This window comes from Ferrovibrio sp. GW821-FHT12B10 (assembly GCF_058807515.1).
Genome location: NZ_JBXAQT010000001.1, coordinates 3132888 through 3154892 on the forward strand (window position 1 = coordinate 3132888; position 22005 = coordinate 3154892).

A 22005-nucleotide genomic window follows, 5' to 3' on the forward strand; every position below is an offset into this window, starting at 1 on the left:
GATTCTCTAGATGCCGCGCCGCTTCCTGCCGAAGACGGTGCAGGCCCGGCCCGAGGCGCTGGCCGGCGCGGCGCGCCGTTTCGTGCTGGTGATGGTGGCGACCGTGGTGGCGTTGTCGGCGGTGCTGGCGAGTTACCTGTATATCCAGCATGGCGAATACGGCCGCTCGTCCTTTCAGAACGTGATCTGGGACGGCGTGCAGTTCCGTAACGAGCATCAGGCCTTCCGCGCCAGCATGCTGGAAATGCTGAGCGATGCACCGGGCGCCAGCCGCGAGGAGATGCGACGTCGTTATGAAATCCTGTACAGCCGCCTGCAGACGCTGGAATCAGGCGAGACCGCGGCGGTCTATCGTGCCGATCGCGATCTCTATCCGCTCCTGCAGCGCATTGCCGAGGTGATCCGGAGCTGGGAGAAGCCGCTTGCCGCTTTCGAGGCGGGCGACCGGGCGGCCGGGCTGGAGATCGCGCGCTCGACGCGCTCGATCAACACCGATTTCAATGTCTTCACCAGCGGCGTCAACGCATTGGGCATCAAGCGGCTGGATGACTCGCGCGAACGCCTGTCGCGGCTGTACTCGACGCTGATTGCCGCCGCCGTGATCACCTGGTTGCTGGTGATCGGGTTTGCCTATGCGCTGATGCGGCAGTTGCGTGCCACCGAGACCGCGCATGCCGACATGCGGTCGATGACCGCCGACCTGGAACTGGCGCGCCGGCAGGCGGAAGAAGCCAGTCGCACCAAATCCAGCTTCCTGGCGACCATGAGCCATGAACTGCGCACGCCTCTCAACGCCATTCTCGGTTTTGCCGACATCATGCGTCAGGGCCTGTTCGGCCCGGTAGGCAATGCACGCTATGCCGATTATGTCGACGGCATCCAGAAAAGCGGGCATCATCTGCTATCCCTGATCAACGACGTGCTCGACATGTCGCGGATCGAAGCGGGCAAGCTGGAGCTCACCGAGAGCGAGGTCAACCTGGTGCAGGCCATCGATCAGGCAATGGCGCTGGTCGGCGTCACCGCCGACGGCAAGGGCGTGTCGCTGGAGCGTAACCTCTCGGCCATGGTGCCGCATCTCTATGCCGATGAGCGGCTGCTGCGGCAGATGCTGCTTAACCTGCTCAGCAACGCCATCAAGTTCACGCCCGAAGGTGGGAGCATCGAGATCGCCGCTGCCATGCTCAGTGAGGGCGATCTGGCGATCCGTGTGCGGGACACCGGATCCGGGATGAGCGACAACCAGCTCCGCCTGGCTTTCGAGCCCTTTTCGCAGGGCGGTGACTCGCTGCGCGCGCGCGATGGCGGCGGCAGCGGCCTTGGCCTGCCGATCACCCGCCGCCTGATCGAATTGCATGGCGGCCGGATTCATCTAGCCAGCCGCAAGAGCGCGGGCACCACGGCGACGCTGGTCTTCCCGGCCGCACGCGTCGTGCCAGTCGACGGTACGCTGTGATGATGGTGCTGCGGCGCGGATCCGCGACGTTCGCGCTGGTTTGCATGCTGCTGATCGGAACCGCCTGCGCGCCGCGCTTGCAGCCGCCAGGTGAAGGGAAGGCGGACCCGGTGGTATCCGCGGAAGCCGAATTGCATTGGCAGGCCGGTGACGGCCGCATCCTGCCGTTGCGCCGCTGGCTGCCGGTCGGAAAACCCTCCGCCATCATCCTCGCCATCCATGGCTTCAACGATTACAGCAATGCCTTCACCGAAGCCGCCGAATGGTGGGCGGGGCGCGGCATCGCCACCTATGCGCCGGACCAGCGCGGTTTCGGCCGTGCACCCTTCACCGGGTTATGGCCGGGGGAGGATCGTATAGCCGACGATGTGATCGAGCTGGCGGCGGCGCTGCGTCGCATGCATCCGGACGTGCCGGTCTACTGGCTGGGCGAGAGCATGGGCGGGGCGGTGACGTTGCATGCGCTCAGCCGCAGCGCGCCATCCGATCGTCCGAAAGCCGTCGTGCTGACGGCGCCGGCGGTCTGGGGCCGCGCCACCATGCCGGTGCATTACCGCATGGTGCTATGGCTTACCAGTTACACCATTCCATGGAAAACCTTCACCGGCAGCGGCCTGAAGATCCAGGCGTCTGACAATATCGAGATGCTGCGTCGCCTGTCGCGCGATCCGCTGTTCATCAAGGCCACCCGTGTGGATGCGATCCATGGCCTGGTCAACCTGATGGACAAGGCGGCCGAGGTGCAGCCGACCGGTTTGCCGGTGCTGCTGCTCTATGGCGTGAAGGATGAGGTGATCCCGAAAAAACCGGTCGAGGCCTATGTCGCCAAGCTGCGCGCCGTGCCCGGCATTGATCTGCGCATCGGCATCTATGCGCAGGGCTGGCATATGCTGCTGCGCGACCTGCAGGCCGAAACGGTCTGGCGGGATATCGCCGGCTGGATCGCCGATCCGCGTGCACCGCTGGCCTCGCGCTCCGAACGCGACACGCTGCCGCTATTCCGGGAGGATGAAAAAACCGACCGTGACTAAGGCAAGCCTCCTTGACGCCCTGTGGATCCTGCTGGGCATTGTACCGGCGCTGGGCCTGGTGCTGTGGATCATCGATGCCGAGCACGGCCTGGCGCTGACCTCGCTGGGCAGTACCGCGATCCTGCTATTCTGCTTTCCCAGCCATGAAGGATCCCGGCCGATCGCGGTGCTGACATCGCATCTGCTGGGGGCGGCGATCGGCATCGCACTGCTGCAGCTCTTCGGCAGCACGGTCTGGACCATGGGGTTGGGCGTGGCGCTGATCGCCCTTGTTATGAAGGCCTTCGGCATCATGCATCCGCCGGCCGGCGCCAATCCGCTGATCGTGCTCAATCTGAAAAGCGGCTGGCTGTTCCTCGCTTATCCGCTGCTGCCGGCCTTGCTGATCCTGCTGGCCGGGGTGCTGGTCTGGAGCCGATTGCGCCCGGGGCCGCGCTGGCCTAATCGCTGGTTATAGGGCCGGCAGCGCCGCGATCACGTCAGCGGCGGCCAAGTCCTGCAGGCTCGGACGCTGCAGCTTGCGCACATGATCGCCGCGCGGCGACACCTTGCGCGGATCGGACTCGTTTGAATACAGCACCACCGACGGCGCGCCGCTGGCGGCGATGATATGCATCGGTCCGGTGTCGTTGCCCACGGCCAGGACAGCGTTGCGACCCAGCGTGGCCAGATCGTCAATCGAGGTCTGTTCACACAGGCTGCGTGCCCCCGGCGCGGCTGCAACGATTTCTTCGATCTCGGCGCGTTCGGCGGCACGGCCGATCAGCAGCGGCGTCACACCCTGCTGCAGCAGGCGCTGCGCCAGCAGGGCGAATTGTTGCGCTGGCCAGCGCTTGGCCGGCCGATGCGGCGCGCCACCCGGCACCAGCAGGGCAAAGCGCGGCGGCAGGTCGAAGCGCGCGATATCGGCGCGCAGGAAATTCAGATCGGGCAGGCCGGGATCGGGGATGCCGACCAGGGCAAGCTGCTTGGCGCGCAGATCGCTGATATGGATCGGCGCCACGGGGTCGGGGATGTGATACCGCACGCCCTTTGCATTGCCGACCCAGATGTCACGCGGGCGGCCCAGCAGGCGATAATAGCTTCTGGTGCGCTGGCTGCCCTGCAGGTCGTAGATACGGCTGAAGTTGCCCTGCCGGATACGGCGCATCAGGGCGATGGTCTTGCCGATCTGCCACAGGCGTGCGCGCGGATCGGTCCAGATTTCATCGACCGAGCCTGAGCGGCGCGTCAGGTCGACGTAAGGCTCGGTTGTCAGCAGGACGATATGTTCACCCGGATGATGGCGGCGGATCGCGGCCAGCAGCGGCAGGGCGAGGATCATGTCGCCCAGCGCGGAATGCTTGATCACCAGGATCGACACGCTGGTCAGGCCTCGCCGCGGCGGGCCAGGTTGGCGACCGCCATGGTGAATGACAGGCCGGACCAGAACAGCAGCGCCGGCCAGTTGCTGAAGATGCTCTGGCTGGCGGTGAAGGGGAACAGCAGCACGGTGAAGCTGCCCGCGACGAAGGCGCCGATAATGCGCAGGCGGGGATGGTGCCACAGCATGGCGATCAGGCCGCCGATCAGCAGCAGCACGAAAATATAATAGCCTGCCGCACCGACGATGCCGGTTTCAGCCAGCCATTCGATGTAAACATTGTGCGGATGCTGAGGGCAGTCATATCGCATCTTGCTGCGCGCGACCAACTCACAGGCATCTTGGAAGTTCTTCATGCCCGCGCCGGTCAGCAGGTGGTGGCGCCAGACTGTATAGCCGGCCGTGAACAACTCGCCATAATGCGATACCCAGAAATGTTCGATCACCTGATTGAACTCGACCAGCCGCGCCATCACCCGCTCGCTGGTGGCGATCACTACCGTCAACAGTGCGGTCAGGCCGCCGATGAACAGCAGGCCATAGAGGCGATAGGCCGGCAGGGTCAGCACAATCACGCCAGCGATGCTGGCGAAGCCGATCAGGGTCAGAATCGAGGCGGAGCGTTCACCGGTCATCAGGATGAAGATGAAGGTCAGCAGGGTGGCGGCGCCCAGCGCGGCCATGGTCCATAGCCGCGTCAGCCGGCCGAGGCCCTGCGCCTGCCGCAGCAGGAAGACGCAGGCCAGCAGCAGCGGCAGGCCGACACGTGCCACATACATGCCGATATTGGGCCGGTCGAGCGGCCCGGTCAGGCGGCCGTTGAACTGCGGCTGGCCACTTAGCGAATAACCTGTGAAGAGCTGGATCGTGCCATCGCCCATGGCGACGACCAGCCCAGCAGCCCACAACAGGGCGACAAGGCCGATATCGCGCCGCGTCGGCATCAGCCAGAAGGCGGCGGCGGCGAAGAGCAGGACAAAGCGCAGCCAGACGACGCTGCGCGAGAAGGATGCCGGTACATGCATCGCCAGTGGCGAGACAATCAGATTGAGAATGAGCCAGATGACAAGCAGCGCCAGCAGCAATGGCTGGGTCATCACCGTCCATTGCCGGCGGGCGACCAGCACCACCAGGAAGGCGACGCCGATCAGGGATGCGGCGGCATCGGCGCCGCCGCGCCAGAGCAGCAGCAGCAGGGGCATCAGCGCGAACAGCAGCAGGCATACTTGCCGCAGCTTTTCGGCCCAGCCGGCATCGGTCGAAAGATACATCGGAGCTCTGGTCATGAGATGGCCTGCGGACGGCGGATGCCAGGCAATGCGCGGAAAGCGGCAGCGGCCCGATCCAGGTAGGCCGCGGAAACCCCGAGGCCCAGCTTTGATGTCAGATATGCCTGCAGGGCGCGTGCGGTCGCAAGGGGCAGCGCGCTGCGCTGTCGTGCTTTCCAGGCGACGGAGGCACAGGTCGCGGCGATGCGTTTGCGTTCGTCGGCCGGCAGCTGCGGTGCGTCCTGCAGCAGGTTGTAATAGGCAAAGAAGCGGTCGTGATGCTGCTGGCGCTTGTCGACGGAAAGATGCGATGCGATGCGCGGCGCATGGGTCATGGCGCCACGGAAGTCGATGAAGCGGCGGGCCTTGGCGGCGAGCCGCAGCGGCAGCGACTCATCCTGGATGAACAGCCGCTCGTCGCAGCCGCCGGCTGCACGGAACAGCGCCGTCTCCACCAGCCAGGCCATGCGCACGAAACCGCGGCCATGGATGATGGCATGCAGCGGCCGGTCGCTGATGGTGATATCAGGGAGGCGGCCCAGCGGTGCGAGCCGGATGTCGGCTGCATCCTGGTCGGATTTGACCACCTTGGCGTGGATCATGTCGGCCTGCCGCTCCCGCAGCAGGCGATGCATGAGGACAACCGCATCGGGCACGATCAGCTCGTCGGCATCGATCAGGCAGAGATACCGTCCGCGCGCCTGGGCGGCGCCCTGGTTCAGGCGCAGGCTGGGGCCGGCATTCTGCGTGTTGCGCAGGATGGTGACGGCGGGAAGGCTGCGCGTGAGGTCTTCAAGCACCGATACCGAGGCGTCACTCGAGGCATCGTCGACGAAGATGTATTCCGCCAGCGTCGGCAGCTGCTGGCCGGCCAGCGCCTGCAGCACCAGCGGCAGGATGGCGGCCTTGTTATAGACCGGGATCACGAAGCTGATTTCAGGGGCGCCGGAAGAGGCAGACATCGGAAGGGCCGCAGGTTGAAGCGGAAACAGAGCCTGCTTCGCCGAATAACGGCTTTCGCCCAGCGGTACAAGCCTGCCGGATCAGGCGACCAGGTAGATGGACGAACTCGGCGGCCGCCGGGTCGCATTGCCGAAGCCGTCATAGGTGACCGGCGCGCCGTGGAACTCGCGGACCGTGGCATTGCGCTCGGCGATCATCTTTTCAGCGCCGCCCATCTCGCCACGGATTTCCAGCAGCTTCTGCAGCATGATTTCAGCGCCCGGCAGGCCGCCGACGGCACCAGCGACCACGGCAGCCCGGTCCTGCGGCACGGCGCCGCCCTTGGGCAGCACCATGCCGATGCTCTGCACCGCAAGACGGGGGATGATATCGACGACTGACATACAGGCTAGGGTAGCACCAGGTTTATCCACAGGAAAGATGTGGTTTTTATTTAGTTAATACAAAGGCTTACTGTTAACGTATTGTTTACCACGCCGACTGAAGCGGGCTTTCGCCACCGCAGGTCATTTCTTGCTATCCTTTCGCTGCATGCTGTTGCGCGCTGACGACAGGCACTCGCAGTGCAGACCCCGTCGGAGAGATCTCCTGATCGGGGCAGGCCATGCCATGGCAGCGGCGATGCTGCCCTGGCCACTGCGGGCCCAGGCCAAGGCGGTCGATCTGGCGCTTGTGCTGGCGGCCGATTGTTCGGGCAGCGTCCATGCCGAGCATTACGCCCTGCAGCAGAAGGGCTATGCCGAAGCCTTCCGCAACCGCCAGGTCATCCAGGCCATCCGCTCCGGCATCCATGGCGCCATCACGGTCTGCTATTTCCAGTGGTCGGGCTACAGCCTGCAGACGCCGGTGCTACCCTGGACCATCCTGCGCAGCGAAACCGACATCGCCGGCTTCGCGGGCTTGATGGAGCGGGCCGAACGGGTCATCTTCGGCGGCGGCACCTCGCCCACCGGCGCCATCGAATTCGGCCGGCGTCTGCTGGACCAGGCGCCGGTGCAGACGACGCGGCGGGTCATCGATATCTCGGGCGACGGCCGCAACAATACCGGGCCGGCTCCGATGGAGGCGCGCGACGCCGCCGTGGCCGCCGGTATCATCATCAACGGCCTGCCGATCCTGCATATGGAGCCTGATATCGATGACTATTACGAAAAATATGTCATCGGCGGTCCAGGCTCCTTCATCGTGCCGGCGCGCGACTATGCCTCATTCGAGGCGGCGGTCCGGCGCAAGCTGATTCTCGAGATTGCCGGTCGTGACATCGGACCCAGCCGTGGCTGACCCCGCATCCGCATGACACTCTGATCAGCCGCGCTGCCAGCGCCGCTGGCGCATCGACAGCATCAGGTCCAGGGGATTAGGCAAACTGCGGGCTGCCAATACCGGCGGCTCGCTTGTTTTTATGGTCGGCCTGCTCCCGCCGCGATCCTGCAAGACCTGGCAAACCTGGATACGGTAGGTTTCAAAGAAGTCGCGCCGGCCAGCCGCCTTTGCGGTCAGGTGGTCCGGATGTCGGGCCCAGGCCTGCACGGCTGTTTCGTTTTCATATTCCACCAGCGTGACCCGCTCGCCATCCTCGGCGGTGAAGGCTTTGTGGCTGACGTAGCCAGGCATGGCGGCCGCGATCGGCGCGATGCGTTGCGCCATCTCTTTGTAGGCGGCGCCGGCTTCAGGCCGCAGCCGGCTGCGGAAAACGACGAGTATCATGGCGGTATCCTTTCGCGGCCACGGGGGAGGGTGGCCGGCGGGTGGATATTGCGGTTTCCTTTAAATCACGTAAAATGAATAATAATGATGTAAATCATCTCAGGATGAGAACATGGAATTGTCCGATCTGCGTATCTTCCGCGCTGTGGTGCAGGCTGGCGGCATAACGCACGCCGCCAAGCGGTTGCATCGCGTGCAGTCCAACATCACCGCGCGCATCAAGAAGCTGGAAGACGATCTGCAGGTCGCGTTGTTCCTGCGCGAGGGCCGGCGACTGCAACTCAGTCCGGCCGGCCGGGTGCTGCTGGGCTATGCCGAGCAACTGCTGGCGCTGGCCGACCAGACGCGTGAAGCCTTGCACGAGACCGTGCCGCGCGGCCTGCTGCGGCTGGGCGCGATGGAGAGCACGGCGGCGGTACGGCTGCCGGCGCCGCTGAGCAGCTATCACGAGCGCTATCCCGACGTGACCATTGAACTGCATGGCGGCCAGCCGCGCGACATGATCGCGCAATTACTGGCTGGCGATTTGGATGCCGCGTTGGTGGCCGAGCCGATGAATGATGCGCGGCTGGATGCCATGCCGGTTTTCACCGAGGAGCTGGTGCTGGTGACCGATGCGCGGCATCCGCGGATCCGCGGGCCGAAGGATGTGCGCCATCGCGCGGTATTGGCTTTTCATCCCGGCTGCCCGCATCGCGAACGGCTGGAAAGCTGGTTCGGTCGCGCCGGCCTGCCGATCGAACGGGTGGTCGAACTGTCCTCCTATCACGCCATGCTCGGCTGTGCCGTGGTGGGCATGGGCGTGGCGCTGATGCCGCGCAGTGTGATCGATGGCTATGCCGAAAAGGCCCGGCTTGGGGTGCATCCGCTGGCGGCGCCATTCCATCAGGCGCGCACGTTGCTGGTGTCGCGCAAAGGTCCGCCGCAGCCGAAGGTGGCGGCGCTCGCGGCACTGCTGCTGGAAGCCAAGGCAATGAAGGTCGCAAAGGGCCGGCGCGCCGCCTGAGTTGCGTTGCCGGGGTCACATTGCTACGGTTCATTTCAATAACAAAGAAATGACCCGAGAAGCAGATCAGTGAAACACTCCAACATTCCTGCCGGCACGCTGCTGCCGCTGTACCGGATGATGTGCCGCATCCGCGCCTTTGAGGATGCGGCCGAGGAGGCCAGCAAGGGCGGTGTCGCCGCGTTTGGCCAGGCGGCCGCAGGCAAGGCGCAGGTGCGCGGACCGCTGCATCTCTCAACCGGGCAGGAAGCCGTCGCCGCCGGTGTCTGCGCGCATCTCAAGGCGGGTGACTATCTCACCTCCACGCATCGCGGCCATGGCCACACGCTGGCCAAGGGCGCCGATCTCGCGCGCATGATGCACGAGCTGTTCGGCAAGGTGACTGGCTTCTGCGGCGGGCGTGGCGGCTCGATGCATATCGCCGATTTTTCGGTTGGCATGCTGGGTGCCAATGGTGTGGTCGCCGCCGGCATCCCGATTGCACTGGGTGCTGCGCAGTCGATCAAGATCCGCAAGGTCGATGCCATTGCCGTCACCTTCTTCGGCGATGGCGCCATCAATCGCGGCCCGTTCGCCGAAAGCCTGAACTGGGCCGCGGCCTTTCAACTGCCGATCCTGTTCGTCTGTGAAGACAATCAATGGTCTGCAACAACAAAGACCGGCGCGATGTCGGCCGGCGAGGGCGCCGCCGCGCGGGCGCGCAGCCTGGGCATTGTGGCCGAAGTCGTGGATGGCAATGACGTCGGCGCGGTAAGCGAAACCGCGAAGCAGATGGTGGCGGATATCCGCAGCGGTAAAGGTCCGCGCCTGCTGCATGCGCGCACCTATCGTTTCTCCGGGCATGTCTCGGTCGATCCGGCTAGCTATCGCGATCCGGCCGAACTGCAGGCAGCGCTGAAGGACGACCCGCTGCTGGTGACGGCGCAGCAGTTGCGTAAGGCCGGCATTCCTGATGCCGAGATTGCAGCGATCATGCGGGCGGCGCGCGATGAGGTGGCCGATGCCGTGCGCTCGGCCGATGCCGCGCCCTGGCCTGATGCCAATGCCGCCTATTCCGAAATCCAGGATACGGGAGCTGGCCAATGGCGGTGATGAGCTATGCCGCCGCGGCTGCGGCTTCCGTGGCCGATGCCATGCGGGCCGATCCGGCGGTGGTGGCGCTGGGCGAGGATATCGGGCGCGGCGGCATCTTCGGCCAGTATCGTGGCCTGCAGGACAGCTTCGGGCCTGAACGGGTGATCGACACGCCGATCTCGGAAGCCACCATCGTCGGTGCCGCCGTCGGCATGGCGCTGACCGGACTCAAGCCCGTGGTCGAGATGCGGGTGATCGACTTTGCGCTCTGCGCCATGGATGAGATCATCAACCAGGCCGCCAAGAATCGCTTCATGTTTGGTGGGCAGGGACGGGTGCCTGCCGTGATTCGCATGCCTATCGGCATCTGGAGTTCCTCGGCCGCGCAGCATTCGCAGTCGCTCGAAGGCTGGTTCACGCACATTCCGGGTCTTGTTGTTTTGGCCCCATCAACACCGCAGGACAATTACGCCTTGCTGCAAGCGGCCATCGGCTGCGGCGATCCGGTTGCCTATTTCGAGCACAAGGAGCTCTGGGCCAGTGAAGGCGAGGTCGATCCTGCCGCGAAGGTGGCACTGGGCAAGGCGCGCATCGCACGCGCCGGTCGCGATCTGACCATCGTGAGCTGGAGCAAGGCCGTGCACTGGTCGCTGGATGCGGCCGCCATGCTGGCGGGCGAGGGCGTCGAGGCCGAGGTGATCGACCTGCGTACGCTCTGGCCCTGGGATCGCGAGGCGGTTTTTGCCTCTGCCGCAAAAACGGGCCGCGTGCTTGTTGTGCACGAAGCCGTGCAGGTGGCGGGCTTCGGCGCGGAAATTGCGGCGTCGTTGGCCGAGGAAGGCGTGGCGAAGGTCGCCCGCCTTGGTGGTCCGCGCCTGCCGGTCGGCTATGCGCCGGGGCTGGAAGCCGAGGTGCGTGTCACGCCTGACCGCATTGCAGCAAAGGCACGCGATCTGCTGCGACGCTGATTGCCTTGCGGTTGTGTACTGAATATTCTGTTCGACGAACGATAAAAAATAACTGGAGGAAGACCCGATGAACCGTCGCTCGCTGCTCAAGGCCGGTGTGGCCGCTGCCGCTTTCACCGCCGCCCCCGCCTTCTTCATTCGCTCGGCTCGTGCCCAGGGCGCCTACAAGCCGGAATACAAGCTCTCCACCGTGGTGGGCCTGCCGTTCCCGTGGGGCCAGGGTGGCGAAATCTGGGGTAACCTGGTGCGTGAGCGCACCGAAGGCCGCATCAACATCAAGATGTATCCTGGCGTCTCGCTGGTGAATGGCGATCAGACCCGCGAATTCACCGCCATCCGCCAGGGCGTGATCGACCTTGCTGTCGGCTCGACCATCAACTGGTCGCCGCAGATCCGTCAGCTCAATCTCTTCTCCATGCCTTTCCTGGCGCAGGATCATGCCGGCCTCGATGCCCTGGTTCAGGGTCCGATCGGCAAGGAGATCATGGACATCATCGGCAAGAACGGCGTGGTGCCGCTGGCCTGGGGCGAGAACGGCTTCCGCGAGGTCACCAATTCCAAGCGCGAAATCCGCACGCCGGCCGACATGAAGGGCCTCAAGTTCCGCGTCGTCGGTTCGCCGATCTTCAACGACACCTTCACTGCCCTGGGCGCCAACCCGACCCAGATGAGCTGGGCCGATGCCCAGCCGGCGCTGGCCTCGGGCGCGGTGGAAGGCCAGGAGAATCCGCTGCACATCTTCACGGCGGCCAAGCTGCACACGCTGGCGCAGAAGTTCGTCACGCGCTGGGGCTATGTCGCCGATCCGCTGGTCTTCGTGGCCAACCAGGAAGTCTGGAATTCCTGGACCCAGAAGGATCGCGACATCGTTCATCAGGCCGCCATCGACGCCGGCAAGCAGGAAATCGCCATTGCCCGCAAGGGCCTGGTGCCGACCGACCTGTCGATGGTCAAGGAAGTGGAGGGCCTCGGCGTCAAGGTCACCGAACTCTCTGCTGCCGAGAAGGACGCCTTCAAGAAGGCAGTCAAGCCGGCCTATGACAAGTGGGCCGGCCAGATCGGCAAGGACATGGTGAAGAAGGCGGAAGACGCCGTCGCCGCCAGCCGCAAGAAGGCCTGATCGCGCTGAAGCAACACTGGCAAAGGCCGGGATCAATCCCGGCCTTTGCTTTTTCAATTCCCCGGAGACTGTCCCGTGTCACTTCCCACTGAAGGCGATCCGCTGCATCCCGATCCCGCGCATCCCGAGCGGCTGCGCTGGGAAGACTGGGTGGGGGCGGGCGCCATGGCGCTGATGGCTGTCATCACCTTCGGCAATGTGCTGGTGCGCTATTTCACCGATGAATCCTTCGCCTGGACCGAGGAATTCTCGATCTGGCTGATGGTGGTGCTGACCATGGTGGCGGCATCGGCTGCGGTGGCGCGCGATCGGCATATCCGTATCGAGGCTTTCTTCAACGGCGGCACGCCCGAACGTCGTCGCCTGCTGGCGCTGCTCTCGGCGGCCTGCACCGTGCTGGCCTTCGGCATTCTCACCGTGCTGGCGGTGCGCTTCTTCTATGACGACTACAAATACGACGTGACCTCGCCGGGCATCGGCCTGCCGCAATGGTGGTACAGCATATGGCTGCCGTTGCTGGCCGCCGCCATCACCGCACGCGGCGTGCAGGTCTTCTTCCGCAAGTGGCGCGCGCAATGATTGGCATCCTGATTTTCGTCGTCTTCGCCGTCCTCATGCTGGCCGGCGTCCCGATCGGCGTGGCGCTGATGCTCGGCGGCTCGCTCGGCATCGCGCTGGCCGATCTTGGCATGATGTCGATCCCGAACAATTTCTATGCCGGCATCGCCAAGTACCCGCTGCTGGCCCTGCCGATGTTCGTGCTGGTCGGTGTGATCTTCGAGAAGTCCGGCGTAGCCGAGCGGCTGGTCAATCTCGCCGTTGCCATCGTTGGCCGCAAGCCCGGCCGCCTGCCGCTGGTCGCCATCGGTGTCGCCATGCTGATCGGCGGCATCTCCGGTTCCGGCCCGGCGACGGCGGCGGCCGTCGGCGGCGTCATGCTGGTGGCGATGAAGCGCGCCGGCTATCCCGCCGGCTATTCCGCCGCCGTGATCGGCGCGGCGGCCGCCACCGACATCCTCATTCCGCCCTCCATCGCTTTCATTGTTTATTCTGTGCTGGTGCCCGGCGCATCCGTGCCGGCGCTATTTGCCGCCGGCATGGTGCCGGGCGTGCTGGCCGGTCTGGCCTTGATGATACCGGCGGTGTGGCTGGCCAAGCATTACGGTTTCGGCAAGGCCGAGCTGGATACTGAACGCCCCGCCTTCTGGCCCGCTTTGCGCGGTGCACTCTGGGGCCTGGCGGCGCCGGTGCTGATCCTGGGCGGCATGCGCATGGGCTGGTTCACGCCCACCGAGGCCGCCGTGGTCGCCGTGGTTTACGGCTTGTTCGTCGGCATGGTCGTGCATCGCCAGATCAGGATGAAGGACATCACGCCAATCCTGGTTGAGGCGGCCGAGACGTCTGGCATCATCATGCTGATCATCGCACTGGCCAGCATCTTCGCTTATGCGGTCAGTACGCTGGGCATCGTCGATCCGCTGGCACGCGGCATCGCCAACAGTGGCCTCGGCTCTTATGGCGCGCTCGCCATTATCGTGCTGGTTCTGCTGGGTGTCGGCATGGTGCTGGACGGCATCTCGATCTTCCTGATCTTCGTTCCGCTGCTGATGCCGATCATGCGGAATTTCGCCTGGGATCCAGTTTGGTTCGGCGTGCTGCTCACTTACATGGTGGCGATCGGCCAGTTCACACCGCCGATGGCAGTCAACCTGATGGTGGCGGCCAAGCTGGCCCGCGTGCCGATCGAGCAGACGGTGAAATATGCCGTCTGGTTCGTGCTGGCCATGCTGTCGCTGGTGATCGCTTTCATCGTCGCGCCGCAGCTGGTGATGTGGCTGCCGGAGACGCTCGGCTACTGAACGGCCTTTTGATGGCCGGCGCCATCTTCCGGCAGCGCAATCCTGCTGGCGTTGCTGGTGCTCCGTCTGGTACTGCTGGCGCAGCTGCGCCAGCAGCGCAGCGACATCTTCCAGGCGGAACCATAAGCCGCTGTCTGTTATGAAAGGACGTCCCCGTGACTGCTCCCATTCGCGTGACCGCGCTCTGCGGCAGCCTGCGCAAGGCCTCCTACAATGCCGCCGCGCTCCGCGTCGCCATCGAGGTCGCCCCAGCCGGCATGACCATCACCCCGGCCGAGATCGGCGACCTGCCGCTGTACAATGACGACATCAAGCAGCAGGGCTTCCCGGCACCGGTCGAGCGTCTGGGCAAGGCGCTGGGCGAGGCCGACGCCATCCTGTTCGTCACGCCGGAATACAATTTCTCGGTTCCCGGCGTGCTGAAGAACGCCATCGACTGGGTTTCGCGTCTGCAGCCCCAGCCCTTCGATGGCAAGCCCGTCGCCATCATGGGCGCGGCGATGGGCCCGCTGGGCACCGGCCGGGCGCAGTATGACCTGCGCAAGATGATGGTGTTCCTGAACGCCTTCCCGGTGAACAAGCCGGAAGTCTTCATTGGCATGGCGCAGACTAAGTTCGACGCCGAAGGCAAGCTGACCGACCAGCCGACCCGGGACTTCATCCAGAAGCTGATGGTGGCCCTGGAAGCCTGGACCAATAAGCTGCGCGGTTGATCCCCCATGCTGCGCCGCATATAGCGCGGCGCAGCCCTTTCCCGCATAGACGACACGCCCTGTTGCCCCTAAATAGGATCGGAGAAAGCAACAGGAGGGCGCCATGACCGGTCTCGACCAGCTTGCGGCGATGATCCCCGACGGCGCCAAGATCGCCGTGCCGCCGGATTATTCCGGCGTTTCGATGGCGCTCACCCATGCCATGATTCGGCGCGGCATCCGCAACCTGCACCTGGTCGGCGTGCCGGTCTCCGGCCTGCAGGCCGAACTGCTGATCGGCGCCGGCTGCGTCGCCACGCTGGAAACCTCGGCCATCACGCTGGGGGAATATGGCACGGCGTATCGTTTCGCCGCCGCGCTCAAGGCCGGCAGCTTCCGCATGATGGACGCGACTTGCCCCGCCATTCACGCGGCCATCCAGGCGGCCGGCAAGGGCCTGCCCTTCATGCCCTTGCGCGGCCTGCTCGGCACCGACCTGTTGGCCAATCGTCCGGACTGGACAGTGATCGACAATCCCTTCGAGGAAAAATCCGATCCCATCGTGCTGCTGCCCGCCATCCGTCCCGATGTCGCGATTTTCCATGCGCCCTATGCCGACCGCGATGGCAATGTCTTCATCGGCCGCCGGCGCGAGCTGGTGGCGATGGCGCATGCCGCGGCCACCACGCTGGTGACGGTGGAGGAAATCCGCGATGTCGATCTGCTGGCCACGGAAGAGTCTGCGGCCGGCACGTTGACGGCGGCCTATATCGGCGGCATGGCGATCGCCCCACGCGGCGCCTGGCCGCTCAGCCTCTGGGACCTTTACGATTACGACGAGGCGCACTTGCGCGAATACGGCGAGCTGGCGAAGACGGACGAGGGTTTCTGCCGCTATCTCGATACCTATGTGCATGACCGACGGGCGGCGGAATGAGTTTCAGTCGCCAGGAACTGCTGATCCACACCATCGCCGGGCTGCTGCAGGGCTGCCGCATCATCGCGGTTGGCTCGTCGTCGCCGATCCCGGGCGCCGGCGCGCTGCTGGCGCGCGCCCGCGACCCAAAGCTGCGGATCAACATCCTGGGCAGCGTGCGGCACAACTTCTTCTGTGACGGCGGCGTCGAGTTGTTCGATATCGCCGCGCAAGGGCGTCTTGATGCCTTTTTCCTCGGCGGCGGCCAGATTGACGGGCAGGCCAATATCAATCTGGTCGGGACCGGCGGCCAGTATCCGCAGATGGATGTGCGCTGGCCGGGCTCGTTCGGCTCGGGCTATCTCTATTATCTGGTGCCGCGCGTCATCCTGTTCCGTGAGGAGCATTCACGCCGCGTGCTGGTGCCGAAGGTCGACTTCATTTCCTCGGCCGGCCCGAAGAATGACGGCACCTATCGGCCCGGCGGCCCCATCGGCCTGCTGACCAATCTCTGCTGGTTCAGCTTCGACAGGCAGAAACTCCGCTTCCGGCTGGACAGCGTGCATCCGGGGCATACGGTCGAGGAAGTCCGCGACAATACCGGCTTCGATTTCGATGTTCCCGATCAAGTGCCGCAGACGGCGGCGCCCGACGAGGTGACCCTTACCCTGATGCGCGGGCGGATCGCCGCTGAGATCGGCGAGACCTACCCGCGCTTCGTCGCCAAAGTTTTCCCCCAGGCCGTCAGCGCCTGATCCCAACGAAACGAGGATTTGAGTCATGTCAGCACAGCCCGTGCAACGCGTAGCCATCGTCGGTGCCGGCCTGATCGGCGCAAGCTGGGCGGCGCTGTTCACCGCTGGCGGTATCGATGTCGCGGTCTGGGACCCGGATGCAGCGGCGCTCGACGCTTTCCGGCCGCGCATGGCCGCCGCACGCAAGCAACTGGCGCAGCTTGGCCTGCGCGGGCGCGGCAAGGTCAAGCTGTTCAAGCGGCTGTCCGCCGCCGTCACGGATGCCGATCTGGTGCAGGAGAATGCGCCGGAGAAGATCGAACTGAAGCGGCGTCTGTATAACGACATCTTCAATGCCGCACCCGGCACGGTGATCGCCAGCAGCACATCCTCCTTTGCCTGGTCCGATCTCACCCAGGGTGTATCGAAGCCGGCGCAGATTGTCGTCGCGCATCCCTTCAATCCGCCACATCTGGTGCCGCTGGTGGAGATTTTCGGCACCGATGATGCTGTCGTGCGGCGCGTGATGGCTTTCTATGAGGCGCTGGGCAAGGTGCCGGTGCGCATGAAACGCGAGGCGCCTGGCCATATCGCCAACCGGCTGGCGTCGGCGCTCTATCGTGAAGCCGTCAATATAGTCGCCGAGGGCATCGCCGATGTGGAGGCAGTCGACAAGGCGCTGGTGGAGGGGCCGGGCCTGCGCTGGTCGATCCAGGGCGCACATATGACCTATCACCTGGGCGGCGGTGACGGCGGCATACGGCATTACCTCGATCACCTCGGCCCCAGCCAGGAAAAGCGCTGGGCCTCGCTCGGCAATCCGCAGCTCAGCGAAGACGTGAAGGCTGCCATCGTGCAGGGCGTGGAGGCGGAAGCTGCCGGCCGCTCGATTGCAGAATTGAGCGCCGAGCGCGATGCCATGCTGCTGCAGACCTTGAAATTGCGCGCAAAACGCCGCGGCTAAGCTCCAGCAGCGCCGATCAAAAAAGAGGCGTTGTTGTCGGACTGGCGGGCTGCTCCATGGTCACCGCGAGGGAACCATGCGGATTGCGGTGCAGCATCACATTTCCGTGCCTGGAATTTTCTAGGACGAACGGGGTGGTCTGAGTTGTAATATGCAGACCCCATAATGGACGGCCCCACGTCCAACCCCACACACAGATATTCCTGTCGCGGATCCGGAGGACCAGCAATGCCCAAGCTCAACGTGAATGGCAAAGTGCGCGAGTTCAAAGCCGAGGAGGACACCCCGCTGCTCTGGGTGATCCGCGAGCAGCTCAAGCTGACCGGCACCAAATATGGCTGTGGTGTGGCTCAGTGCGGCGCCTGCACCGTGCATGTGGATGGCGAAGCGGTCCGCTCCTGCGCCATGCCGGCCTCGGCCTTCACCGAGGCACAGAAGATCGTCACCATCGAGGGCCTGTCGCCCGATGGCTCGCATCCGGTGCAGAAGGCCTGGCTGGCCCAGGATGTGCCGCAATGCGGTTACTGTCAGGTTGGCATGATCATGGCCGTTGCGGCACTGCTGAAGCAGAAGCCCAAGCCGACCGATGCCGATATCGACGCCGAGCTCACCAATATCTGCCGCTGCGGCACCTATAACCGGGTGCGCAGCGCCATCCATCAGGCAGCCGAGATGGCAGGCAGCGCGCCCGCCACTCGCGGCCGCTCTTAAAGGGAAGGAGAACCATCATGAACGTCATGACGCCCTCCCGCCGCGGCTTCATCACCGGGTCCGCCGCCGCCGGTCTCACCGTCGGCTTCCATATCCCCTTTGCCTCGGCGCAGCAGAAGACGCCCGCGCCGGCGCCCGAGATCAATGCCTGGGTTGTGATCAAGCCCGACGATACCGTGGTGATTCGCATCGCGCGTTCGGAAATGGGGCAGGGCTCGCTCACCGGTCTGGCGCAGCTCGTCGCCGAGGAACTGGAATGCGACTGGTCGAAGGTCACCACCGAATATCCGACGCCCGGCCAGAATCTCGCGCGCAACCGCGCCTGGGGTAATTTCTCCACCGGCGGCAGTCGTGGCATCCGTGAGTCGCATGACTATGTCCGCAAGGGCGGCGCTGCCGCGCGCATGATGCTGGTGCAGGCCGCGGCCGAACAGTGGAAGGTGCCGGCGGCCGAATGCACGGTTGAGAAGAGCGTCATCACGCACAAGGCGTCGAACCGCAAGACGACCTACGGCAAGGTGGCCAATGCCGCCGCCAAGCTGACGCCGCCCACCGACGTGGCGCTGAAGGACCCGAAGGACTGGAAGATCGCCGGCCAGCCGGTGAAGCGCCTCGACACGGTCGACAAGCTGACCGGCAAGCAGGTCTATGGCATCGACCTGCAGCTGCCCGGCATGCTGAATGCCGCGATCAAGGACTGCCCGGTCTTTGGCGGCAAGGTGAAGAGTTTCGACGCGGCCGGCACGATGAAAAAGCCCGGCGTGAAGAAGGTCGTGCAGGTGGGCGACAGTGCTGTGGCCGTGGTCGCCGATACCTGGTGGCGGGCGAAAAGCGCCCTCGACGCCATGACCATCGAATGGGACGAGGGTCCGAATGCCAAGGTCTCCAGCGCCACCATCGCGGCGGTGCTGAAGGAAGGACTGGACGCCAAGGACGCCGCCGCCGGCAACAAGGTCGGTGATGTCGAGGCGGCGCTGAAAGGCGCCGCGAAGATCGTCACGGCGACCTACAGCTATCCGTACCAGAACCACGCCACCATGGAGCCGATGAACGCCACGGCGAAATACACGGCGCAGCGCTGCGAGGTCTGGACGCCGACCCAGAACGGCGAGGCCGCGTTGGCCGCGGCTGCCGAAGCCTCGGGTCTGCCGCCGGCACAGTGCGAGGTCTACAAGCTGCATCTCGGCGGCGGATTCGGCCGGCGTGGCGCGGTGCATGACTGGGTGCGTCAGGCGGTTGCCATCGCCAAGGAAATGCCCGGCACGCCGATCAAGCTGATCTGGTCGCGCGAAGAAGACATGACCCATGGCCGCTACCATCCGGTCACCCAGTGCAAAATGACGGCCGGGCTGGATGACAAGGGCGAGATCACCGGGTTGCATATGCGGATCTCCGGCCAGTCGATTGTCGCCGGCATCTTCCCGCAGAATATCCGCAACGGGCTTGATCCTGTGGTCTTCCAGGGCCTCAATCCGGCCGGCGGTGCGGAAGCCTCGATCGGCTATACCTTCCCGAACCTGCTGATCGACCATGCCATGCGCAACCCGCATGTGCCGCCAGGCTTCTGGCGCGGGGTGAACCTCAACCAGAATGCCATCTATCTGGAGAGCTTCATCGACGAGCTGGCGCATGAGACCAAGCAGGATCCGCTGGCGCTGCGCCGCAAGCTGATGGCCAACCACCCCAAGCATCTCGCGGTGCTGAATGCGGTGGCCGACAAGATCGAATGGTCGAAGCCGGCGCCCGCCGGCATCTTCCGCGGTCTGGCCCAGACCATGGGCTTTGGCTCCTATGTTGCCGCCTGCGCCGAGGTTTCGGTCGGCAAGGACGGCAAGATCAAGGTGCACCGCATCGTGGCGGCTACCGATCCGGGCCATGCGGTGAATCCGCAGCAGATCGCGGCCCAGGTCGAAGGCTCCTTCGTCTATGGTCTGACGGCTGCGCTCTATGGCGAGTGCACGGTGGCCAATGGCCGTATCGAGCAGGAGAACTTCGACACCTATCCGATGATCCGCATCGACGAGATGCCGAAGGTGGAGACGGTGATCGTGGCCTCTGGCGGCTTCTGGGGCGGCGTGGGCGAACCCACCATTGCCGTCGCTGCGCCGGCGGTGCTGAACGCGATCTTTGCCGCCACCGGCAAGCGCATCCGTGACCTGCCGATGAAGAATACCGATCTGAAGTCGGCGTGAGGTTTCGGACGGCTGTCGTTTCCGGCGTTCTGGCCCTGGCGGCGTTATCCGCCAGGGCCGAACTGCCGGTCGCTTACACAATAACAGGTGATGCGATCCTGCAATCGCTGACCGGGAAGCCCGGCGATGCGCAGCGCGGCCGCGCCATCGTTGCCAGCCGCCAGAAAGGTTTGTGCCTGCTCTGCCATACCGGGCCGTTTCCGGAAGAGCGGTTCCAGGGGGATCTGGCACCGCCGCTGAACGGAGCGGGGACGCGCTGGTCGGCCGGGCAATTACGTCTGCGCATTGTGGATTCCAGACGGTTGAACCCGGACACCATCATGCCATCTTACTATCGTATCGAAGGCCTCAGTCATGTCGGCGCCGCCTGGCGCGACCAGCCGGTGCTGACGGCCGCCGAGATCGAGGATGTTGTGGCATTTCTGACGGGATTGCGCGAGTGAACAGGCAACTGATCATCACCAGACGGACAGCGATCGTGGGCGCGGCCAGCCTGCTGGTGCTGCGCCCGGCCTTCGCCACCACGCCGGCCGAGCTGGCGGCGGCGATCAATGAATTCACCGGTGGCGCCAAGGTGCAGCCGGGCCGCGTCAAGCTCGACCTGCCGCCGCTGGTCGAGAATGGCAATTCGGTCTCGGTCACGCTGAAGGCCGACAGCCCGATGACCCAGGCCGATCATGTGCGCGCCTTCGCCATTTTCACCGAGCAGAATCCGCAGCCCAATGTGGCGACCTTCCATCTCGGCCCGCGCGCCGGCCGCGCCGTGGTCAATACCCGCATGCGGCTGGCGACCTCGCAGCGCGTGACGGCGATTGGCGCCTTCAGTGATGGCAGTTTCTGGTCCGACCAGGTCGAAGTCATCGTCACCCTTGCAGCCTGTATCGAGTGACATCATGGCCCGGGCTCTGATCAGCGTGCCGAAGACGGCAAAGAAGGGTGAGATCATCGAGATCAAGGCGATGATTTCCCATGTCATGGAAACGGGCTTCCGACCCGGCGCGGATGGCAGGATCGTGCCGCGCGACATCCTGCGCAAGTTCACCTGCCGCTATGCCGGCGAGGAAATCTTCCGCGCCGATTTCTATCCGGCCACCGCCGCCAATCCCTTCATCAGCTTCACCACCATTGCCACGGCCAGCGGCCAGATCACCTTCACCTGGGACGGCGACAACGGTTTCAGCCAGACCGAAACCATGACCATTGCCGTGACATGATCCGGTTACTGCCGGCCGTTATCGCTGTCATGGCGACGGCCGCGCTGGCCGCCGATATTCCGAAAGACGAGCGCCGCTCGGGCTTCAGCTTCATGAGTCGCGAGACCCAGGCCATGCAGCAGGACGAAACACTCAACTCCGGCATGCTCTGGGTCGCCGATGGCGAAAGCCTGTGGAGCGAAGCGCCGTCCGCGACGGCGAAGTCCTGCGCCGGCTGCCATAATGATGCGACGGTCGGCATGCGCGGCGTCGCCGTGCGCTATCCGGCCTTTGACGAGAAGAGCGGCCGGGCCATCGACCTGGAGCAGCGCATCAATCTCTGCCGCCAGGCCCATCAGCAGCAGCCAGTGTTTGAGCCGGAGAGCCGCCCGCTGCTCGGGCTTGCCGCCTATATCGGCCATCAGTCGAAAGGCCTGCCCATCGCGCCGCCCGACGATCCGCGGTTGGCCGGGACGCGCGCGCGCGGCAAGGCGCTATTCTCCACGCCGATGGGGCAGCTCAATTTCTCCTGCGCGCAATGCCATGACGACAACTGGGGCAAGCGGCTGGCCGGCAGCCCGATCCCGCAGGCGCATCCGACCGGCTATCCGATCTATCGCCTGGAATGGCAGGCCATGGGCTCGCTGCAGCGCCGCCTGCGCAACTGCATGACCGGCGTGCGCGCCGAGCCGTTCGCTTACGGCGCGCCAGAGATGATTGAACTGGAGTTGTATCTGGCCGATCGCGCCAAAGGCATGGCGCTGGAAACGCCTGCCGTCAGACCTTAG

25 protein-coding genes are annotated in these 22005 nt (G+C 64.8%); 20 read left to right on the forward strand and 5 right to left on the reverse strand.

Annotation, left to right across the window (positions count from 1 at the left end):
- The first annotated feature begins 10 nt into the window (after positions 1-10).
- Genes AC1RRT_RS15675 through AC1RRT_RS15685 form a run of 3 tightly spaced genes read left to right on the forward strand, consistent with a single transcriptional unit; the run spans position 11 to position 2944 of the window.
- Complete coding sequence (locus AC1RRT_RS15675; protein ID WP_493014744.1) at positions 11-1456, forward strand: sensor histidine kinase; 1446 nt, start codon at positions 11-13, stop codon at positions 1454-1456.
- 44 nt (positions 1457-1500) lie between these two features.
- Positions 1501-2487 carry an alpha/beta fold hydrolase gene (locus AC1RRT_RS15680; protein ID WP_493014745.1) on the forward strand — a complete coding sequence of 329 codons (987 nt, stop codon included), beginning with the start codon at positions 1501-1503 and terminating at the stop codon, positions 2485-2487.
- A complete protein-coding gene (locus AC1RRT_RS15685; protein WP_493014746.1) occupies positions 2480-2944 on the forward strand; it encodes an HPP family protein in 465 nt (154 codons plus the stop codon). The genes AC1RRT_RS15680 and AC1RRT_RS15685 overlap by 8 nt, the downstream gene beginning before the upstream one ends.
- On the opposite strand, the gene AC1RRT_RS15690 is transcribed toward AC1RRT_RS15685, so the two are convergent.
- The 4 genes from AC1RRT_RS15690 to AC1RRT_RS15705 form a co-directional block, all read right to left on the reverse strand.
- Positions 2939-3850, reverse strand: coding sequence for a glycosyltransferase family 9 protein (locus AC1RRT_RS15690; protein ID WP_493014747.1), 912 nt, complete (start codon positions 3848-3850; stop codon positions 2939-2941). The two genes, AC1RRT_RS15685 and AC1RRT_RS15690, sit on opposite strands and share 6 nt — an antisense overlap.
- Positions 3851-3855: 5 nt before the next feature.
- Complete coding sequence (locus AC1RRT_RS15695; RefSeq protein ID WP_493014748.1) at positions 3856-5136, reverse strand: O-antigen ligase family protein; 1281 nt, start codon at positions 5134-5136, stop codon at positions 3856-3858.
- Positions 5133-6080, reverse strand: coding sequence for a glycosyltransferase family 2 protein (locus AC1RRT_RS15700; RefSeq protein ID WP_493014749.1), 948 nt, complete (start codon positions 6078-6080; stop codon positions 5133-5135). Before AC1RRT_RS15700 ends, AC1RRT_RS15695 begins: the two co-directional genes overlap by 4 nt.
- Before the next feature lie 81 nt (positions 6081-6161).
- Positions 6162-6464, reverse strand: a complete 303-nt coding sequence (locus AC1RRT_RS15705; RefSeq protein ID WP_493014750.1) for a hypothetical protein — start codon at positions 6462-6464, stop codon at positions 6162-6164.
- A 226-nt stretch (positions 6465-6690) separates the two neighbouring features.
- On the opposite strand from AC1RRT_RS15705, the gene AC1RRT_RS15710 reads away from it, so the two are divergent.
- Positions 6691-7362: a DUF1194 domain-containing protein gene (locus tag AC1RRT_RS15710; RefSeq protein ID WP_493014751.1), complete on the forward strand. Its 672-nt coding sequence runs from the start codon at positions 6691-6693 to the stop codon at positions 7360-7362.
- 24 nt (positions 7363-7386) lie between these two features.
- Here the strand turns inward: AC1RRT_RS15710 and AC1RRT_RS15715 are convergent, their stop codons facing one another.
- Positions 7387-7788, reverse strand: a complete 402-nt coding sequence (locus AC1RRT_RS15715) for an antibiotic biosynthesis monooxygenase family protein (protein ID WP_493014752.1) — start codon at positions 7786-7788, stop codon at positions 7387-7389.
- 112 nt (positions 7789-7900) lie between these two features.
- Between AC1RRT_RS15715 and AC1RRT_RS15720 the strand changes: the two genes are divergently transcribed.
- The 16 genes from AC1RRT_RS15720 (at position 7901) to soxA (ending at position 22005) form a co-directional block, all read left to right on the forward strand.
- Positions 7901-8794, forward strand: a complete 894-nt coding sequence (locus AC1RRT_RS15720; protein WP_493014753.1) for a LysR family transcriptional regulator — start codon at positions 7901-7903, stop codon at positions 8792-8794.
- Between the two features lie 69 nt (positions 8795-8863).
- Positions 8864-9886 carry a thiamine pyrophosphate-dependent dehydrogenase E1 component subunit alpha gene (locus tag AC1RRT_RS15725; protein WP_493014754.1) on the forward strand — a complete coding sequence of 341 codons (1023 nt, stop codon included), beginning with the start codon at positions 8864-8866 and terminating at the stop codon, positions 9884-9886.
- Positions 9877-10836, forward strand: a complete 960-nt coding sequence (locus tag AC1RRT_RS15730) for an alpha-ketoacid dehydrogenase subunit beta (RefSeq protein ID WP_493014755.1) — start codon at positions 9877-9879, stop codon at positions 10834-10836. The genes AC1RRT_RS15725 and AC1RRT_RS15730 overlap by 10 nt, the downstream gene beginning before the upstream one ends.
- A gap of 67 nt (positions 10837-10903) precedes the next feature.
- Positions 10904-11956 (forward strand): TRAP transporter substrate-binding protein DctP, encoded by a 1053-nt coding sequence (gene dctP / locus AC1RRT_RS15735; RefSeq protein ID WP_493014756.1) that lies wholly within the window; start codon positions 10904-10906, stop codon positions 11954-11956.
- Between the two features lie 75 nt (positions 11957-12031).
- Positions 12032-12535 carry a TRAP transporter small permease gene (locus tag AC1RRT_RS15740; RefSeq protein WP_493014757.1) on the forward strand — a complete coding sequence of 168 codons (504 nt, stop codon included), beginning with the start codon at positions 12032-12034 and terminating at the stop codon, positions 12533-12535.
- Positions 12532-13815 (forward strand): TRAP transporter large permease, encoded by a 1284-nt coding sequence (locus AC1RRT_RS15745; RefSeq protein ID WP_493014758.1) that lies wholly within the window; start codon positions 12532-12534, stop codon positions 13813-13815. The genes AC1RRT_RS15740 and AC1RRT_RS15745 overlap by 4 nt, the downstream gene beginning before the upstream one ends.
- A gap of 155 nt (positions 13816-13970) precedes the next feature.
- Positions 13971-14528, forward strand: a complete 558-nt coding sequence (locus AC1RRT_RS15750; RefSeq protein WP_493014759.1) for an NADPH-dependent FMN reductase — start codon at positions 13971-13973, stop codon at positions 14526-14528.
- 103 nt (positions 14529-14631) lie between these two features.
- On the forward strand, positions 14632-15444 hold the full coding sequence (locus tag AC1RRT_RS15755) for a CoA transferase subunit A (protein WP_493014760.1): 813 nt from the start codon (positions 14632-14634) through the stop codon (positions 15442-15444).
- The gene (locus AC1RRT_RS15760) at positions 15441-16178 is read left to right on the forward strand and encodes a CoA-transferase (RefSeq protein ID WP_493014761.1); all 738 of its coding nucleotides are present in this window, start codon (positions 15441-15443) and stop codon (positions 16176-16178) included. Before AC1RRT_RS15755 ends, AC1RRT_RS15760 begins: the two co-directional genes overlap by 4 nt.
- Positions 16179-16203: 25 nt before the next feature.
- Positions 16204-17121: a 3-hydroxyacyl-CoA dehydrogenase NAD-binding domain-containing protein gene (locus tag AC1RRT_RS15765; RefSeq protein ID WP_493014762.1), complete on the forward strand. Its 918-nt coding sequence runs from the start codon at positions 16204-16206 to the stop codon at positions 17119-17121.
- Between the two features lie 228 nt (positions 17122-17349).
- Positions 17350-17832 (forward strand): (2Fe-2S)-binding protein, encoded by a 483-nt coding sequence (locus AC1RRT_RS15770; RefSeq protein ID WP_493014763.1) that lies wholly within the window; start codon positions 17350-17352, stop codon positions 17830-17832.
- Between the two features lie 17 nt (positions 17833-17849).
- Positions 17850-20024, forward strand: coding sequence for a xanthine dehydrogenase family protein molybdopterin-binding subunit (locus AC1RRT_RS15775; protein WP_493014764.1), 2175 nt, complete (start codon positions 17850-17852; stop codon positions 20022-20024).
- Positions 20021-20467: a sulfur oxidation c-type cytochrome SoxX gene (gene soxX / locus AC1RRT_RS15780; RefSeq protein WP_493014765.1), complete on the forward strand. Its 447-nt coding sequence runs from the start codon at positions 20021-20023 to the stop codon at positions 20465-20467. Before AC1RRT_RS15775 ends, soxX begins: the two co-directional genes overlap by 4 nt.
- Entirely contained in the window at positions 20464-20913 is a 450-nt protein-coding gene (locus AC1RRT_RS15785) for a SoxY-related AACIE arm protein (protein ID WP_493014766.1), read from the forward strand. The genes soxX and AC1RRT_RS15785 overlap by 4 nt, the downstream gene beginning before the upstream one ends.
- Positions 20914-20917: 4 nt before the next feature.
- Positions 20918-21238, forward strand: a complete 321-nt coding sequence (soxZ, locus tag AC1RRT_RS15790; RefSeq protein WP_493014767.1) for a thiosulfate oxidation carrier complex protein SoxZ — start codon at positions 20918-20920, stop codon at positions 21236-21238.
- The gene (soxA, locus tag AC1RRT_RS15795) at positions 21235-22005 is read left to right on the forward strand and encodes a sulfur oxidation c-type cytochrome SoxA (RefSeq protein WP_493014768.1); all 771 of its coding nucleotides are present in this window, start codon (positions 21235-21237) and stop codon (positions 22003-22005) included. The genes soxZ and soxA overlap by 4 nt, the downstream gene beginning before the upstream one ends.

What these genes read in the sequence shown, in the direction of transcription:
- AC1RRT_RS15675 (WP_493014744.1), top strand. Translation starts at nt 11, where the DNA reads ATGCCGCGCCGCTTCCTGCCGAAGACGGTGCAGGCCCGGCCCGAGGCG.
- AC1RRT_RS15680 (WP_493014745.1), top strand. Translation starts at nt 1,501, where the DNA reads ATGCTGCTGATCGGAACCGCCTGCGCGCCGCGCTTGCAGCCGCCAGGT.
- AC1RRT_RS15695 (WP_493014748.1), bottom strand. Translation starts at nt 5,136, where the DNA reads ATGACCAGAGCTCCGATGTATCTTTCGACCGATGCCGGCTGGGCCGAA.
- AC1RRT_RS15700 (WP_493014749.1), bottom strand. Translation starts at nt 6,080, where the DNA reads ATGTCTGCCTCTTCCGGCGCCCCTGAAATCAGCTTCGTGATCCCGGTC.
- AC1RRT_RS15705 (WP_493014750.1), bottom strand. Translation starts at nt 6,464, where the DNA reads ATGTCAGTCGTCGATATCATCCCCCGTCTTGCGGTGCAGAGCATCGGC.
- AC1RRT_RS15710 (WP_493014751.1), top strand. Translation starts at nt 6,691, where the DNA reads ATGGCAGCGGCGATGCTGCCCTGGCCACTGCGGGCCCAGGCCAAGGCG.
- AC1RRT_RS15715 (WP_493014752.1), bottom strand. Translation starts at nt 7,788, where the DNA reads ATGATACTCGTCGTTTTCCGCAGCCGGCTGCGGCCTGAAGCCGGCGCC.
- AC1RRT_RS15720 (WP_493014753.1), top strand. Translation starts at nt 7,901, where the DNA reads ATGGAATTGTCCGATCTGCGTATCTTCCGCGCTGTGGTGCAGGCTGGC.
- AC1RRT_RS15730 (WP_493014755.1), top strand. Translation starts at nt 9,877, where the DNA reads ATGGCGGTGATGAGCTATGCCGCCGCGGCTGCGGCTTCCGTGGCCGAT.
- dctP (WP_493014756.1), top strand. Translation starts at nt 10,904, where the DNA reads ATGAACCGTCGCTCGCTGCTCAAGGCCGGTGTGGCCGCTGCCGCTTTC.
- AC1RRT_RS15745 (WP_493014758.1), top strand. Translation starts at nt 12,532, where the DNA reads ATGATTGGCATCCTGATTTTCGTCGTCTTCGCCGTCCTCATGCTGGCC.
- AC1RRT_RS15755 (WP_493014760.1), top strand. Translation starts at nt 14,632, where the DNA reads ATGACCGGTCTCGACCAGCTTGCGGCGATGATCCCCGACGGCGCCAAG.
- AC1RRT_RS15760 (WP_493014761.1), top strand. Translation starts at nt 15,441, where the DNA reads ATGAGTTTCAGTCGCCAGGAACTGCTGATCCACACCATCGCCGGGCTG.
- AC1RRT_RS15765 (WP_493014762.1), top strand. Translation starts at nt 16,204, where the DNA reads ATGTCAGCACAGCCCGTGCAACGCGTAGCCATCGTCGGTGCCGGCCTG.
- AC1RRT_RS15770 (WP_493014763.1), top strand. Translation starts at nt 17,350, where the DNA reads ATGCCCAAGCTCAACGTGAATGGCAAAGTGCGCGAGTTCAAAGCCGAG.
- AC1RRT_RS15775 (WP_493014764.1), top strand. Translation starts at nt 17,850, where the DNA reads ATGAACGTCATGACGCCCTCCCGCCGCGGCTTCATCACCGGGTCCGCC.
- soxZ (WP_493014767.1), top strand. Translation starts at nt 20,918, where the DNA reads ATGGCCCGGGCTCTGATCAGCGTGCCGAAGACGGCAAAGAAGGGTGAG.
- soxA (WP_493014768.1), top strand. Translation starts at nt 21,235, where the DNA reads ATGATCCGGTTACTGCCGGCCGTTATCGCTGTCATGGCGACGGCCGCG.